13 protein-coding genes are annotated in these 15,395 nt (G+C 42.5%); 6 read left to right on the top strand and 7 right to left on the bottom strand.

Features of this window, described 5'->3' with window-relative positions:
- Positions 1-17 precede the first annotated feature (17 nt).
- The 3 genes from AB4238_RS21475 (at position 18) to AB4238_RS21465 (ending at position 3,285) form a co-directional block, all read left to right on the top strand.
- Positions 18-266 carry a hypothetical protein gene (locus AB4238_RS21475; RefSeq protein WP_372035566.1) on the top strand — a complete coding sequence of 83 codons (249 nt, stop codon included), beginning with the start codon at positions 18-20 and terminating at the stop codon, positions 264-266.
- An 85-nt stretch (positions 267-351) separates the two neighbouring features.
- Entirely contained in the window at positions 352-876 is a 525-nt protein-coding gene (locus tag AB4238_RS21470) for a metal-dependent hydrolase (protein ID WP_372035564.1), read from the top strand.
- A gap of 1,056 nt (positions 877-1,932) precedes the next feature.
- On the top strand, positions 1,933-3,285 hold the full coding sequence (locus tag AB4238_RS21465) for an NCS2 family permease (RefSeq protein ID WP_372035562.1): 1,353 nt from the start codon (positions 1,933-1,935) through the stop codon (positions 3,283-3,285).
- Positions 3,286-3,354: 69 nt separating this feature from the next.
- Here the strand turns inward: AB4238_RS21465 and AB4238_RS21460 are convergent, their stop codons facing one another.
- From AB4238_RS21460 to AB4238_RS21445, 4 genes are all read right to left on the bottom strand, one after another.
- Entirely contained in the window at positions 3,355-5,112 is a 1,758-nt protein-coding gene (locus tag AB4238_RS21460; protein WP_372035568.1) for a GNAT family N-acyltransferase, read from the bottom strand.
- A 13-nt stretch (positions 5,113-5,125) separates the two neighbouring features.
- Complete coding sequence (locus AB4238_RS21455; RefSeq protein WP_372035560.1) at positions 5,126-6,049, bottom strand: UDP-2,3-diacylglucosamine diphosphatase; 924 nt, start codon at positions 6,047-6,049, stop codon at positions 5,126-5,128.
- 143 nt (positions 6,050-6,192) lie between these two features.
- The gene (locus tag AB4238_RS21450; RefSeq protein WP_372035558.1) at positions 6,193-7,548 is read right to left on the bottom strand and encodes a YjiH family protein; all 1,356 of its coding nucleotides are present in this window, start codon (positions 7,546-7,548) and stop codon (positions 6,193-6,195) included.
- A gap of 366 nt (positions 7,549-7,914) precedes the next feature.
- A complete protein-coding gene (locus AB4238_RS21445; protein ID WP_372035556.1) occupies positions 7,915-9,459 on the bottom strand; it encodes a methyl-accepting chemotaxis protein in 1,545 nt (514 codons plus the stop codon).
- Between the two features lie 428 nt (positions 9,460-9,887).
- Between AB4238_RS21445 and AB4238_RS21440 the strand changes: the two genes are divergently transcribed.
- Positions 9,888-10,577 (top strand): DUF998 domain-containing protein, encoded by a 690-nt coding sequence (locus tag AB4238_RS21440; protein WP_372035554.1) that lies wholly within the window; start codon positions 9,888-9,890, stop codon positions 10,575-10,577.
- On the opposite strand, the gene AB4238_RS21435 is transcribed toward AB4238_RS21440, so the two are convergent.
- Together AB4238_RS21435 and AB4238_RS21430 are read right to left on the bottom strand one after the other, a co-directional pair.
- Positions 10,578-11,441, bottom strand: coding sequence for a U32 family peptidase (locus tag AB4238_RS21435; RefSeq protein WP_372035552.1), 864 nt, complete (start codon positions 11,439-11,441; stop codon positions 10,578-10,580).
- A 28-nt stretch (positions 11,442-11,469) separates the two neighbouring features.
- On the bottom strand, positions 11,470-12,471 hold the full coding sequence (locus tag AB4238_RS21430; RefSeq protein WP_372035550.1) for a peptidase U32 family protein: 1,002 nt from the start codon (positions 12,469-12,471) through the stop codon (positions 11,470-11,472).
- 133 nt (positions 12,472-12,604) lie between these two features.
- Between AB4238_RS21430 and AB4238_RS21425 the strand changes: the two genes are divergently transcribed.
- On the top strand, positions 12,605-13,117 hold the full coding sequence (locus AB4238_RS21425) for an SCP2 domain-containing protein (protein WP_372035548.1): 513 nt from the start codon (positions 12,605-12,607) through the stop codon (positions 13,115-13,117).
- Positions 13,118-13,176: 59 nt separating this feature from the next.
- Here the strand turns inward: AB4238_RS21425 and rdgC are convergent, their stop codons facing one another.
- Complete coding sequence (rdgC, locus tag AB4238_RS21420) at positions 13,177-14,088, bottom strand: recombination-associated protein RdgC (RefSeq protein WP_220735907.1); 912 nt, start codon at positions 14,086-14,088, stop codon at positions 13,177-13,179.
- Between the two features lie 291 nt (positions 14,089-14,379).
- Here rdgC and AB4238_RS21415 point away from each other — a divergent pair, with 291 nt between their 5' ends.
- Positions 14,380-15,330 (top strand): porin, encoded by a 951-nt coding sequence (locus AB4238_RS21415; protein ID WP_372035545.1) that lies wholly within the window; start codon positions 14,380-14,382, stop codon positions 15,328-15,330.
- The last annotated feature ends 65 nt before the right edge of the window (positions 15,331-15,395 follow it).

Below are 15,395 nucleotides of genomic sequence, written 5' to 3'. Positions count from 1 at the left end.
ATTAATAATGGCTGGCTTTGATTATTATTGCTTTAGAATTTAAAAACATCATTAAATCTAGAACATTTGAAAACTTCTCAGTATCGGTTACTGTATTGCATGTAGTTATGTTTTGGTTAATCTATGCAGGTTTCATCCCACAGGAATTTAATGGTTTAATCCAAAGGCTTTGGGCTATTCTTACAATGGGCTGGTTTGGTATTGCCGCACACCTGATAGTTCAGCAGTACATTCTGGGTAACAAGGCGCTAAAGGCGGATTCGTAATTGTTGGCTCGGTTTCGCTTTGCTCTAAATTTTAGCCAACAATTACTCTCCGCTTAGCGCGGCGTTAGGTTTACTAAGGAAAGTCATGCCGTTCACTCCATTCCATATGGGCACAGGGATTTTAATTAAAGCATTGCTCCAAGGCAGTTTTAGTTTAATGGTCTTTGGCTGGTCTCAAATTGTAATGGATCTCCAGCCCCTCTGGGTTTTACTTAATGGACATGGTCACTTACATGGCTTTTCGCATACTTTTATTGGCGGTACTTTATTAGCTGTAGTTTCAGCTTTAACTGGTAAATACCTTTCTGAGTTTGGCTTAATTATTCTCAGGATCTCTAAATCATCTCAACCAATTAAAATTTCATGGTTAGTTGCTTTTATCAGTGCATTTGTGGGCTGTTTTAGCCATGTAATTCTTGATGGTATTATGCATTCTGATGTTCAGCCTTTTTATCCTATTTCATTAAGTAATCCAATGTTGGGCTATGTGTCTGTTGCTAACCTACATAAATTTTGTTTATATACTGGGCTAATTGGTGCGGCAATATTTTATGTTGTACAGTGGCGCAATCGTAAACCTAACACATATGAGCCTCCTGCCGGTCAATAGGCGAGCCTAACTTATTTGACTGCTTTTGCAGTCAAATTTAAATCAATCAACAAATTCATCTACTTCGTCTGTCAGTTAGCTGTCAAATCATCGTTTACAGCAAACACATATAGAGGCTCTCTTAGCGCGATCTTATCGCTGCCTGACGCTTTTCAATCCTTTGAAATATCAGAGGCACTAGACATTTATCGGTTAACCCTAAGATGGCACTATTCAAGTCAGAGGGAAAAAGTGGGGTCAGTGTAAACTTTAATTAATCCCTATACATTTGCTAATTCCACTACCCATTCCTAGACCCTTTGCACTAACGCGTTCCTGTTCAATAATGAGCTTGCCCCTTGGGCAGATACCTAGTGACTAACAGCCATTACAGACTCACCTAGTACACCCACTCCTCATCGGAGTTGTCGAATTACGTTGAAGAAATAGCCGCAATGCCCACACGGACGTGGGCGAAGCGGCACGATCTTATATCAAACGAAGTTTGATTTAGGTTTTAGATGTAATAGTGCTTCAAGCACCAACAAACTTTTGTCCCGTAATGAGTTTGGATCTAATACTCGCTACTCATTTGCTTTCGGCTATGTAAGCTAGTAAATCACGGGTGATTTACTAGCGGCTATAGGGATATATTCACGGTGACTTGCGAAAGCTCAATGCCGCTGAATTGCATTAAATTGCCCTATATTTTCTTAATTCCGATACCGAGCTTTAGGTTCATCGCCATGTTTGATACCAGATAGTTCATTCATTAAGCCTGTTATTTTACATATGTAACTCAAAACTGTTAGCTGTTTCGTATCTCATCGCTTTATATTACGGTACACTCCGCGCCAACAAAGGTTATGTTGGTAAGAGTAAATTTTACCAGACAATGTTTGTCAGCAATTGACAGATAAAATTGCTGATAGCAAGACTCGCAGGTCACTGACGCAAGCTGCGTTAAGTGGATCTCTCACCCAAACTGAATCGCTTTGGGGCTCTACCTGCCGTAACCGTGTCGCTAATGAATTGTCATTAGTTAACTGATATTTAAGAGATCAAGGTAGAATAATTATGAAGTCTGAACAGACTCTGGCAAGTGCCCCCTCCGATTCATTCTTGGATCGATATTTCAATATTTCAGCCCGTGGCAGTACCTTAAAACGTGAAGTTATTGCTGGCTTTACCACGTTTTTAGCCATGGTTTACTCCGTTATTGTGGTACCAAACATGCTAGGCACTGCCGGTTTTGATCCTGCGGCTGTGTTTATTGCGACCTGTTTAATTGCCGCTTTTGGCTCTTTACTTATGGGACTATGGGCTAACCTGCCAATGGCCATTGGTTGCGCAATCTCGCTGACTGCATTTACCGCTTTTAGTATGGTGTTAGGACAGGGGGTTTCAATTCCAGTCACACTTGGCGCTATCTTTTTGATGGGTATTGTATTTACTCTCGTCAGTGTGACCGGCATACGCCAGTGGGTACTGACCAATTTACCCAAGGGTATTGCTCACGGTACGGGAATTGGTATCGGCTTATTCCTATTACTAATTGCGACCAATAGCGTGAATTTGATTGTGTCGAATGACGCTGGCTTACCGGTAAAACTTGGCGATATTAATAGTTTACCTGTCATAGCGACGATTGTTGGCCTTGCAGCCACTATCGGGCTTGAACGCCGCGGTATGCCGGGCGGGATCTTGTTGGTGATTATCGCATTGTCTGTGTTTGGTTTAGTGTTTGATCCGAGCGTAACTTATCAAGGATTATTTGCACTGCCTGACTTAATGTCCGAAACCTCACTTATCGGTCAGCTTGATGTGATGGGCGCACTCAACCCTGTGGTATTGCCTATTGTGTTAGCGTTAGTGATGACTGCGATTTTTGATGCCACTGGTACTATTCGCGCAGTGGCTGGTCAAGCGGAGTTGCTAGACGAAAAAGACAATATTGTTGGTGGTGGTAGAGCACTGACATCTGACTCTGTGAGTAGTATTTTTGCTGGTGCCGTCGGCGGTGCTCCTGCAGCCGTTTATATTGAGTCGGCTGCGGGTACTGCGGCGGGTGGAAAGACGGGGCTCACGGCGACGATTGTCGGTGTGCTGTTTTTACTGATGATGTTCTTAGCACCTCTGAGCTATTTAGTTCCCGCTTACGCGACTGCGCCGGCATTGATGTATGTTGGACTGCTTATGTTAAGTAACGTCACTAAGCTTGATTTTGACGATAAAGTCGATGCGATGGCAGGTTTAACCTGCGCGGTATTCATTATCTTAAGCTGTAACATTGTTACTGGCATTATGCTTGGTTTTGTGACGTTAGTTATAGGTAGAATTTGTAGTGGTGAGTGGCGCAAATTAAAGCTAGGCGTATTAGCGATTACTCTTGGTCTGGTCGTCTTTTATATGGGTGGCTGGGCGATTTAAAACTCTTCCCTTACCAAGAAAAAGTCAATTGAGCCAGCCTATAAAGCTGGCTCATTTTTTTCTTAACCACTATTTTATGGCACCTACTTCGGCTCGGTGACAGTCAAAATAACGGCTGCGCTTCTTATCTTTCAGTTTCAGGGTATCAACAAGCACTAGCCCATCAATGCAATCGCCAAACTCAGCATCTATGCCAAAATCTAGAAAGCTAACCCCATCATCATGACACAATTCGCCATATTGCTTATAGAGCGCAGGGACTGCTGCGCCCATACTGGCCATGGTTTGCTTGAGTTGTTTAAAGCCCTGAGAATAGTCTAACTGGGAGTATTGTTTGTTGAGTTGCTGTAGCTTGTCTTCATTGAAAATATAGGGACTAAATGAATGCGCTAGAGATTGCTCATTAGAAAATTGGGTTTTATAGAAGTGGATTAATCGCTCTTTTGCCGGGTCTGGTAAATGATCGCTTAAAGAGACTGGACCAAAGAGATATCGATATTGTGGATTTTTAACGAGGAATGCACCAATCCCAACCCAGAGGTAATCTAAACTGCGTTTTCCCCAGTACTTGGGTTGTACAAAGCTTCTACCGAGCTCTAGGCCTTGTTCAAAGTAGGGCGCAAAGGCGGGTTGGTATTGAAACAGTGACTGACTGTACAACGCATCACGGCCCTGTTTTTGATGTACCTCTTTGGCGCCTGCGAATCGGTATGAACCGACGATCTCTAAGTCGACGGGATCCCATAATACCAAGTGTTGATAGTAGGGATCGTACTTATCAGTATCTCGGCGCATTCCGGTACCTTCTCCTACTGCGCGAAAGGCTATCTCTCTGAGGCGACCAATTTCGCGCATAATCGGATTACTTGATTGATGCTGGTATAGGTAGATCTTCTTAGCGTCGCTGGTCTCTCCAAGGAGTTCACATTGTAATAGTGCTGCCTGTAATTCACTGCGAGACTCAGGGTGCGCGATGGCACTTTGGGTGGTAAATAGTGGGCTGCGATTTTTACCAATGCGATAAAGATGATTTTTGAGTAGCTTAACCTTTGTTTTCAGTGGGAAGTCGGCACTGTTTACCACCTCCTTTGGGATCAACTCTCCAATACGCACAGGCATGGTTTTCTTTGCTTGTTTAAACATCTCTTTTACCAACATCAAGCTGGCTAATGGTTTATAAAGCATTGAAGCGCCATAAAAGGCGGCTGAGTTTTTGGCATCTGCATGCATAGGTAATAACGGCGCATTACAGGCTTTAGCTATTTTCAAAAAGCCACTGTGCCAATGAAGATCGACAACACCTGTAGGGCGCAAGCGTGAAACTTCTCCACTGGGGAAAATCAGCACCGCGCCTTCATTACGCAGGTGTTTGTGAATATTATCTAGATGCTGTTTGGGGGTGCCGCCGGTCATATTGCGCACCGGTAATAGTATCGAGTGCAATGGCTCCAGCGCCATCAGTAGCTCATTGGCGACCACTTTTATATCGGGTCTTACTTTGCTGATTAATTTTATCATGGCTAAAGCATCGAGCGAACCTATTGGGTGGTTCGCATAAATTACTACACGTCCCTCAATTGGAATATTCTCAACTTCATTATTAGGAACGCTGTAACTGAAATTGAAGCTGTTGAGTACCTGCTCGACAAAGTCTACGCCTTGTAAAAAGGCAAATTTATTGGCTATGTCATTGCACTCTTTTTCCTTGAGAAAATAGCGAAGCATTGCTTTGGTAGGGGTGGCTAACCATGGACTTTTATCGAGCTGTGGTAAGTTTTTTTCTACAACATTATCGACGGTAAAGATCATAATGATGGCCCTTATTATGGCTGCTAAAAGGTTAGGCTACACGCTTATTATTGAGATGATCGGTTTGCTGATTAAATTGAAACTCACTAATCAATCGGGCACTTTCAGTTGATTCTTGCCACTTTAAAAGTTGAATGTCACCTGATTGGGATTCTGCTATAAAAGTACAGTTCTCCACCCAGTCTCCATCATTGGCATAAATAATATTGTTTGTGAGGCTGAGTTCTGGCTGGTGGATATGGCCACAGACGACCACATCAGCCCCTTTGGACTTTGCATAGCGTATGACGGCACTACGGTAATTATTGATGGCTTGCTGTGCTTTACCTACTCTAAGTTTCACGTAACTTGCCAGCGACCAATAAGGGTAACCTAAGTGGTTACGGACTCTATGCAATTGTCGATTTAGAAACAGCAGTAGATCGTAAAGGTGATCGCCTAACTTGGCGTAGGCGCGGCCAATGCACACTTCTGAGTCAAATTGATCGCCATGCACCATTAATACTTTGCGGTTAGAGGCGGTGGTATGTATGTGTTCTTTACTAATGGTCAGATCCCAAAGGTGGAATCCATCATAAGGTTTGAATACATCATCATGATTACCGGGAATGTACACAATATCTGTTCCTTCTCGGGCCATTTTCAGTAGTTTCTGTAGGATAAGGTTATGACTTTGGGGCCAGAGGAACTTACGTTTTAGCGCCCAAATATCGATGATGTCGCCAACGAGAAATAGCTTGTCAGTGTGCAGTGAGTTGAGAAGCTGTAGCAGATACTCTGCCTTACAGTCTTTACTGCCGAGGTGAATATCTGACAACCAGATGGCATTGAAGTGTCGCTCAGTGCTATTTTTCTCGGTGTTATTGATTGGCGATATGCTACCAATATGACTTGATAGTGCACTGCTACAAAGTGACGTCTTACTGCTTGCTAATCCCTGCTGTTTCTCTTTCATTGTCCTGCCAGTTAACGCTGGGGGATGTCGATAGAGTAAAAGTGATAGTTGACTGCAAGATGAATGTTTTATGGCAAGTTAATGACGGCTATAAAAAAGAGCGCCTAAGCGCTCTTTATCTGTTGTCGTTAAAGATTACCTGATTAGAAAATTAGGTGTGCGATACCGGCAATAACAGGCAAAGTAACCAATGTTCTTAAGATGAATACTACGGCAAGCTCAAGGAAATTGACCGGGATTTTACTGCCCATCAATAACGCACCCACTTCGCTCATGTAGATAAGCTGAGTGACCGATAGCGCTGCAATAATAAAGCGAGTCATGTCAGATTCAATTGAGCTGGCAAGAATAGCGGGAATAAACATATCCGCAAAACCGACCACAATTGTTTTAGAGGCTTCAGCAGCTTCAGGCACTTGCAGTAACTCTAGTAGCGGAATAAACGGCATGCCGAGGTAGTTAAATATTGGTGTGAACTCGGCAATCATTAAGGCGATGGTACCGATCCCCATGACGACTGGGATCACGCCAAAAATCATATCAACAACGTTTTTAACGCCGTCTGTTAAAGTGTGCTTGATACCACCTGCACGTGAAGCTTTTGTTAAAGCTTGATCGAGTCCCCAAGAGAAAACACCGTGACCTGCAGGTATAACTTCATCATCTTTATGACGTGGCGTTTCATCTATATAGAGATCTTTCTTCCAAGACAGTGGTGGAAGCTTAGGCACGATTATCGCTGCGACAAAGCCAGCAAAGCACACTGTTAAATAGAAGGGAACAAACAGATGCTCTAATTGTACTTGTGAAATCACCACCAGTGAGAAAGTGATTGATACTGCTGAGAAGGTCGTTCCAATAACAGCCGCTTCACGTTGGGTATAAAAACGTGCTTCATACTGCTTACTGGTCATCAAAATTCCCACACTACCATCACCTAACCAAGATGCCATACAGTCAATGGCACTGCGTCCTGGTAAGTTAAAGATAGGGCGCATGATCTTAGTAAGCAGGGTGCCCAATAATTCTAGTAAACCAAAGTTAAGTAGAAGCGGCAGTAACATGCCTGCAAATAAGAACACCGAGAACAATACAGGCAACAGGTCGTTCAATACCAGCGCACCGGTATCGCCAGAGCGAATCGCTTCAGGGCCAATACCAAAAAAGGTAAGGCTGATAAATATAGCACCAAGGATACGGATGACTAACCAAACTGGTGTGACATTAAACAGTGAATTCAAGAAACTGTTTTCTGTGACCCATTTAGGTTTGATTGCTTTAACTAGTACAGAGGCTATCGCTGTAAATATAACAATACCAGTTACGATACCAACAAGTGCTTCACCGAGCAGGCTCTGTAGGCCTTTAGAGATAATGGCAATAGGAATGGTGATTGCGTCTTGATAGCTGATAGGGGTCATGAACAACAGCAGACCGATCAGTGATGGCACAATAAACGTGAGTATTGTTTTAATGTTGTGGGTTTGTTTTTCTGACACTTTTTTCTACCCTAAATATCGAGTTCTGCTTTGTAGCTTTAAAACGGCGTTTTGTACTTAAGCAAAAAATATATTGAATATTCATTCAACCGCTAACAGGCGAGGTTACCGCCTTAAAACATCTATGTAAAACGATTCCATCGATATAGATAATATATCAAAGCGAGCGAATAGTTATTAACTGTAAATGACTAAATATATTGTATAGGAATATGTAGAAAAATAACAAAATTATTTTATGTTTAAATCTTTTTAAAACAGTGTTTTAAGTTTGTTTTTTAGTTGTTTTGTTTTGGTGTTTTTATTGTGGTTTTTTCGTTGTCGTCACTTAAGGTTGTAACGACAACGTTTATCAAGACCTGTAAATTAACTAAATGTTTTTCTCAAAGATTTTGCTTTTTCAGCATTAACTTTAAGCTCTTTAACGGCTATTTCCACCACATCTATCGCACCTAGGTTTTCTGCTGACGCTTGACTGATATGGCTAATATTTTGGTTAATTTCGCCGACAACTAACGTTTGTTGCTCTGCAGCAACTGCATTTTGTTGCGCTAAATCATGAATATTTCTGACCGCTTCATAAATAGTGTCTACTTTTTGAGCGGAATCTTGTGCTTCATCAGTGCATAGTAATGCCTGAGACTTACTTTCATCCATCTGCTTTGACCATTGCGTTAGCATCGAAAACATCTTATCGACACTTTTCGAGATACTTTCTGTAGATTGCTGAGTACGACTCGATAGCGCGCGAACTTCATCAGCAACCACGGCAAAACCACGACCTTGTTCACCAGCTCTAGCAGCTTCAATTGCAGCGTTAAGGGCGAGCAGGTTTGTTTGCTCTGCAATCCCATCAATCTCGGTCATGGCACTGGCGACTCGCTCAGCTTCTTTATTGAGTAATAAAGCATTCGCAGCGGCTTCTGAAACTGACATTGTAAGTTCATTGATACTGCTGGCACTCTTTTGCATCTTTTCCCGACTTTCGTCACAAAGAAGGTAAGTGTCCTGAATGCTGTCAGAGGTTGACTGAATATTACTGGCGACCTCGGTAATTGTCGCTGCCATCTCTTCGGTAGCGCTAGCGATTTGTTCTATCTGTTGGCTTTCAACATCAAGCCCTACATGTGCTTGAGTTGCTGCGGTGACTAGTTGATTTGATATGTCATCAATGTGTTCGGCGTTATCTTGCGAGCGGCCTAGGACACCTTGTAACTTGGCATCTTTCATCATCAATTGGAAATCAAGCAGTGAAGAGGTATCTCGACCACAGTAGATAAAACGGCTAACTGAATCGTGTTGCTGCTTCATTTGCATTAACCGGGCTGGAATACGAAAAGCCTCATCATAGAAAATCGCCAAGTTAATACTCATTAGGATTATTCCGGCAAGTATGACGCCCCAGCCCCAAATGTAGCCTGCTGCAGCCAATCCTACACTGGCACATATGGCAGACAATAAACGTTTATTGGTTAGGCTGATGGGATCGTCAACAGCCTTGCCGTTGTTGAGCCGTTGATAAACTTTCTGCGCTTGGCTGACATACTCGGTTTTTGGTGCAACACGCACCGATTGATATCCAACGAGCTTTCCTTGCTCAAATAGCGGTGAAACAAAGGCATCTACCCAATAGAAGTTACCATTTTTGCAACGGTTTTTAACGATACCTCGCCAAGATTGACCAGCTTCTAGTTTTTGCCACATCTCTTTAAATGCAGCTTTGGGCATATCAGGGTGGCGGACTAGGTTGTGGTTATGCCCTATAAGTTCCTGCTCAGAAAAGCCTGAAACTTCTATGAATCGTGGGTTGGCGTAGGTGATCACACCTTGCTTGTTGGTGCTTGATATCAGCTGATCTGAATTAGTTAGCCTAACTTCCCGGTTGGCTGTGTTTGCATTGTTTGTTGTCATTATTATTCCATGTGACTGCAATTATGTCGTGAACGTGCTCATACCAACCAATATAGGAAGACGATCGACTCAGGGAATTTTGCAACGATCACATCTCTATACTGTTTGGTCTAACACTTGTTTGAAATATAACATTAATACACACACTTTTAATCAGGTTTATCTAAATTCCTTAACGAAATATTAGTTAAAAGTACATTGTACTTTTTTGTTGTAACAATCTGGGTTTATTCTCTTTTTGTGACCGGGGATAATGATTGTTTTAAATTTTAAACTTGAAAAAACTAACCGTAGGCGATAAAAGTAACATATGCGCTACATTTTCGGCGCTTGTAAAGCTTGTTAAAAATCTGAGCTAGACCTCTTTAACATAGGTGAATTCAATATATATTTGATGATGCTATTAGAAATTATAAAAATAGGAATATATGGTAGCTCGGATAAAGAATAAGGTTTCTACTCTCGCGTTTCGCTTTGGGATGCTGGGGATCTTCGGATTATTGTTAGGATTAGTTGCGTCAGTGTTGACCTTTGAACAGTATGATGGTCGAGGCTTTAGCTTTTTGAACCATACACTGAGCGAACTGGGTAATTATGGTCATTCCTATTTTGCCGTAATTATTAATGGTAGCTTATTTTTTGGTAGTTTGAGTGTTGTGCTGTTTTGTTTGTTTTCTTTGCAAATAGCTGATTCTCCATGGTCTTATCCATTTTTTGTTGGTCTTGCGCTGACCTTTTTTAGTCTTGCCGCGGTAGGTTTATTTCCTATCAATGTTTATCATTTGCATACTACTGCGCTTCAATACTTCTTCATTTTTGGCTGTGTGAGTTCGGTGCTATATGGGCTGTATTTATTAGTAGGTAAAGGGCGATTGTTCTCAAGGGCAACGAGCATATTGGCAACTTGCTCGTTCATTAGCATGTCGGCATTTCTAATTGTACCTTTACTCGGGTTAGAGCTGACTGAAGGTGATAGGGCGTTCTATCAGGAGATGCTCGTCGAGATGCATCGTCCTGATGTGTGGTGGCCTGCCGTATTTGAATGGGTAGGAGTCGCCTGCTTTTTGGCTTGGACCACCAATGTCATGTTAAATTTAAGACCTTCATTTAAGTCTTAACTAAACCTGTGCTAACCCTGATGTTTGATGCCAATAACCATTGCATGTCAGTGGCTCTGGTAGCTGTGGCTTAATCAAAATATTCTCTGCAACTTCGATACTCTTTAAACTACTGGGTGAAACTCTAAAGTAGTTGACTCCCATCTGTTGCATCTGGGCAATATCAGCTGAAAGATCTATTTGACTGGCTGATTGAGTTTGAATGCCGTTAACCCTTAATAGAGGTTGTTGGTCTTGGGTTTGAGCAAGTAACCCTTTTGAGTGCGACAAGCACACTGTTTGGCAGTTGTCTTTAGGCAGTCCTTGCTGCTTGGCGGTGAAACAGCGAGCTGAGTGCGCTAATGGTAAATATCCATGGGCAAATACTTCTATTTCATAGGGTAATGTTGCTCCGCTAGTTGCCACTTCTGCAGCAATCACATTCGATAACCACGTTTTAGATAGCTCAATTGGCATGACAAATCGCTGCATCCCCCATTGGTGCAGCTTATTAAGCGTTGCTAAGTTGTAGTTATTGATGGTGGGACCACAAACAAAGGGAAGGCCAATCTCTTTTGCTGCTTGTACCGCGCCGATATCATTAGCTTCTATAATGAAGTCACCATTGTTCACTTGCTTTTTTAGCTCTGTGTATTCTGAAGGGGCTTCCAATAACGCTAACGTCGACAATACCACCTCCTTGCCAGATTCTCGTAGCATGTGTGCGAGATTCAAGTAATCGCTAAATTTTACTTGTCGGCGCCTACTGCAAACGGTTTCGCCGAGGTAAACGACGGCAATGTTGCTTTCTGCCACTTGTTGATAGAATTGGCTGACTTTTTCTTTTGACCAGCAATACTGTATTGGCCCGAGAGATGTTTTCATTGTCTTTCCTTTAAAATAGGCAGAGCGGTTACTGCCAAGTTCGCTCATAGGCGCCGAGTGTCGTTGTTTGCCCTTCAGACACTTTGTCTAAAGCAGCGTTCCACTCTTGCTGGGTTTGGTATTTCTCTGGTGCAGATAAGTAACTGTCGATTGCTGTGCGCCACACTCGTGTTACTTGCTCAACATAAGCTGGACTGCGCTGGCGACCTTCGATTTTTAGAGAAACAACATTTGCTTTGGCAAGTTCAGGTAATAAGCTCAAGGTGTTTAAACTGGTTGGCGCCTCTAGTATATGGCTCGCGGTACTGTTTTCTTCAGTGGTGTAGCGACCCTTGCACACCACTGGGTAACCCATCTGCTCATTAATGCCAGATTTATCAATAAGCACATCGTTTAACCAAGTTAACCTATCATTGCCATTTTCTTGCCAACGAACATGTTTTGCCGGTGAACAGGAGCCGCCAGTGTTAGGCGACTGGCCGGTGACGTATGAAGATAGATGGCAGCGGCCTTCAGCCATGATGCATAAACTGCCGAATGCGAAAACTTCTAAGTCAACGGGGGTGACTTTAGACAGATCTCTGACCTGCTTCATCGACAAGACCCGTGGCAGAACCGCACGTTCAATATTGAAGGCTTCTTTATACAGTGTTAGCGCCCCAAGATTAGTCGCGCTGGCTTGCACTGATAGGTGCAACGGCAAATGTGGATAGCGGCTATGAGCGTAATCGAGTAGCGATATATCCGCCATAATGAGCGCATCAACACCGGTTGCCGCAGCCAGATCTATGGCTTGATACCAACGAGACTCTTCACCAGGTTTTGGAAATGTGTTAATGGTTAAGAATACTTTTTTACCGCATCTTTTTGTGTACTCAACAGCCTGTTGCAGTTTTTTGGGAGTAAAGTTTAAACCTGCAAAATAACGGGCATTAGTATCATCTTTTAGTCCTAGATAGACCGCATCGGCGCCAGCATTTAGCGCAATTTTTAATGATGCGAGGTTACCCGCGGGGCACAGCAGTTCCATATATTTGGCTCCAATGGTAAGGAATCAGGAGTTTAAAAGGGAATGAAGATCAAATTTTTGATGTAAAACAGGTTTGTGATCATAAAACCTAGGTAAGATCACTTTCTTTGTATCAATGCTGGAGCATTTTTAAATGCAAGGTTTACTTCCCAATAATTTGGCTAAAAAAATTCTGCAGGTTGCCCCCAAGGCGCTATCCAAGCCATTAGCACTTGTTCCGTTTTCTGTTAAAGCCGATCTACTCAAGCGCATCTTAGGCTTAGTGCTCGCAGAACAAGCGGCAGATGATGAACTTGAGTTTTTACAACAGCGATGGGTGGCGATAGAAGTAGAAGATTTAAACCTAACTTTTGAGGTCAGCTATCATGATGGTTGGCTAGTTCGTCCATTACAAAATGCAGAAGTGACGTTTAAGAGTGACTCAAAGGCGTTACTTTTAGTCGCTGCTGCGAAAGAAGATCCCGATACGTTATTTTTCCAACGAAAACTCAGCATTGAAGGTGATACAGAGCTTGGCTTAGAAGTGAAAAATTTATTGCTTGGGGTTGAATTCGATTCAATGCCTACTCCGGTAAGCACTGCTGTCACTAAGCTGGCAGAAGCACTGCAATCATTGCAGAGAAAAGCTGAGCCACATGTGGCTTGAATAAAGACAATAAAAAAGGCGCCATTGGCGCCTTTCTTTTAGCAAATAATAAGTTGGTATTAAATGCTGTCTTCTAGCCCACCAAGCGCTTCTACGACAGCATTCACCAAGGCAATTAGCTCGCTACCCATTAAAGCAAAGTCTGCATCTAAGCGCGCCATTGGATCTTCATTGCCTAAATCGTCATTACCCGCTCTAAATTCTTCAGAGAACTTAAGGCGTTTAATTGCTGCGTCAGACTGAAGCAAGAAAGCCACTGATTGACCAAAGTGTAATGCTAGTTTATGAACTTGCTTACCGACTTCAATGTGCGCTAATACCTCATTTTCGCTCAAGTCCTGCTGCTTAAAGCGCACAATTCCACCTTCATCTGAATCACTTTTTAATTCAGCTTCATCTTGCATCTCGAAAGGCGCAGGCGTTTTGCTCTCTTTTAACCATTCCGTTAACTGGCTTTCAATTGGCGTTTTAAAGCTCATCGGAATAATAGGCAAAGTACCAATGGCTTTACGCAGTAGCGCCATTAGCTCTTCAGATTTAGCGGCACTTGAGCTATCGACCAAGATCATCTGGATCTCAGGTAAAATCAGGGCGCGAATTTGGCTGCGACGAGAAAACGCTCTTGGTAGTAGCGTAGTGGTTATCTCATCTTTTAGTGCGTCTTTCTCTTTTTTTGCAAGTTTACGGCCATCTTCAGATTCAAGTAGAGCAACTTTTTCCTCTAATGCTTCTTTTATGACTTGAGCTGGAAGGATTTTTTCCTCTTTGGTTGCGCAGATAAGGTGTCTGTCTGCTGCGGTATGAACCAAAGTGTCGCCATGCTTACCAAATGCGTTAGAGAAGCCAAACTTGCTAATATCTTGGCTTGAGCATGGAGAGAAGGTGAAGTCTTCCAGTGATTTTTCCATTGATTCAGTGTCAACAGAGAAGGGCTTGTTAAAGCGGTATACAGTTAGATTTTTAAACCACATAGATTAAGTGCTCAGTCAAAATTAAAGCCGCAGTGTAAGTCATTGTCAGGTTCGGGTAAACCGCTTGGGTGTGTTGATACAGGATGTGATTGTCACATTTAACCAAACTGTCATATTTCAAAAGGGATGCTTGAAAGCCGCATTGTTAAAGGCTTTTCAATTTTATTGGCGCAACATTATAGCAATTTGAGCCGGTTTTGTTTTTTACTGAAATAAAAATGCAATAAACGTTCTTCATTATGGCGCTCGTCCAAACCAATAACCAAGACGAATAAACGTCGAAAGGATTAAATGATGAACGCTTTTTGTAAAACTCTACTGGCTTCAGCGCTAGCTACTGCAACTCTTGCTTCTGCTCACGCTGCAGACCCACTAACAGTTTACGGTAAGTTAAATGTTACTGCGCAGTCTAATGATGTAAATGATGAAGCAACAACGACTATTCAATCTAATGCTTCTCGTTTTGGTGTTAAAGGGGCTTTTGAATTAAGCAGCTCATTAGAAGCTTTCTACACCGTTGAGTATGAGGTTGATACAGGCGATGATGACAAGGAAAACTTCAAAGCTCGTAATCAGTTCGTAGGTCTAAAAGGTAACTTTGGTGCATTCTCTGTTGGCCGTAACGACACCATGCTTAAAATCTCTCAGGGTAAAGTTGACCAGTTCAATGACCTTTCAGGTGATTTGAAAAACCTGTTTAAAGGCGAAAATCGTATTGAGCAAACTGCAACGTATGTCACACCATCATTTAGTGGTTTCAAAGTCGGTGTCACTTATGCTGCAGAGGGCGCAAGTTCTCAATACGCACAAGACGGGTTCAGTATTGCTGCTATGTATGGTGATGCAAAACTTAAGAAATCACCTATTTACGCTGCTGTTGCCTATGACGCAGATGTTAAAGGCTACGAAGTTGTTCGTGCAACTGTACAAGGTAAAATCGCAGGTCTTAAGTTAGGCGGTATGTACCAGCAGCAAGAAGCTACTTATGACTCAGATGGTAATCCACTTGTTGGTCAAGAAAGCAAAACAGGTTACCTATTAAGCGCTGCCTACACTATAGATGCAGTCGTGCTAAAAGCTCAGTACCAAGATATGGAAGACAAAGGTGATTCTTGGTCAATAGGTGGCGATTACAAGCTAGGTAAACCAACTAAGTTATTCGCGTTTTACACCAATCGTTCATATGAAAAAGTTGAAAACGACGACAAATACTTTGGTGTGGGTCTAGAACACAAGTTCTAAATCACGCTTAAGTTATAGAAAAGGAGGCTAAGGCCTCCTTTTTGCGTGTAATACCAATCAGTATA

Origin of the sequence: Shewanella sp. 10N.286.45.A1, assembly GCF_041470405.1 — a bacterium.
GTDB lineage: Bacteria > Pseudomonadota > Gammaproteobacteria > Enterobacterales > Shewanellaceae > Shewanella.
Note: the sequence above shows the minus strand (reverse complement) of the source record. Positions and strands in the feature narration are given on the sequence as shown.

Excerpts from the sequence above, each read along its gene's own strand:
- AB4238_RS21440 (WP_372035554.1), top strand. The coding sequence starts at position 9,888 with ATGGTAGCTCGGATAAAGAATAAGGTTTCTACTCTCGCGTTTCGCTTT.
- AB4238_RS21465 (WP_372035562.1), top strand. The coding sequence starts at position 1,933 with ATGAAGTCTGAACAGACTCTGGCAAGTGCCCCCTCCGATTCATTCTTG.
- rdgC (WP_220735907.1), bottom strand. The coding sequence starts at position 14,088 with ATGTGGTTTAAAAATCTAACTGTATACCGCTTTAACAAGCCCTTCTCT.
- AB4238_RS21455 (WP_372035560.1), bottom strand. The coding sequence starts at position 6,049 with ATGAAAGAGAAACAGCAGGGATTAGCAAGCAGTAAGACGTCACTTTGT.
- AB4238_RS21445 (WP_372035556.1), bottom strand. The coding sequence starts at position 9,459 with ATGACAACAAACAATGCAAACACAGCCAACCGGGAAGTTAGGCTAACT.
- AB4238_RS21430 (WP_372035550.1), bottom strand. The coding sequence starts at position 12,471 with ATGGAACTGCTGTGCCCCGCGGGTAACCTCGCATCATTAAAAATTGCG.
- AB4238_RS21435 (WP_372035552.1), bottom strand. The coding sequence starts at position 11,441 with ATGAAAACATCTCTCGGGCCAATACAGTATTGCTGGTCAAAAGAAAAA.
- AB4238_RS21470 (WP_372035564.1), top strand. The coding sequence starts at position 352 with ATGCCGTTCACTCCATTCCATATGGGCACAGGGATTTTAATTAAAGCA.
- AB4238_RS21425 (WP_372035548.1), top strand. The coding sequence starts at position 12,605 with ATGCAAGGTTTACTTCCCAATAATTTGGCTAAAAAAATTCTGCAGGTT.
- AB4238_RS21415 (WP_372035545.1), top strand. The coding sequence starts at position 14,380 with ATGATGAACGCTTTTTGTAAAACTCTACTGGCTTCAGCGCTAGCTACT.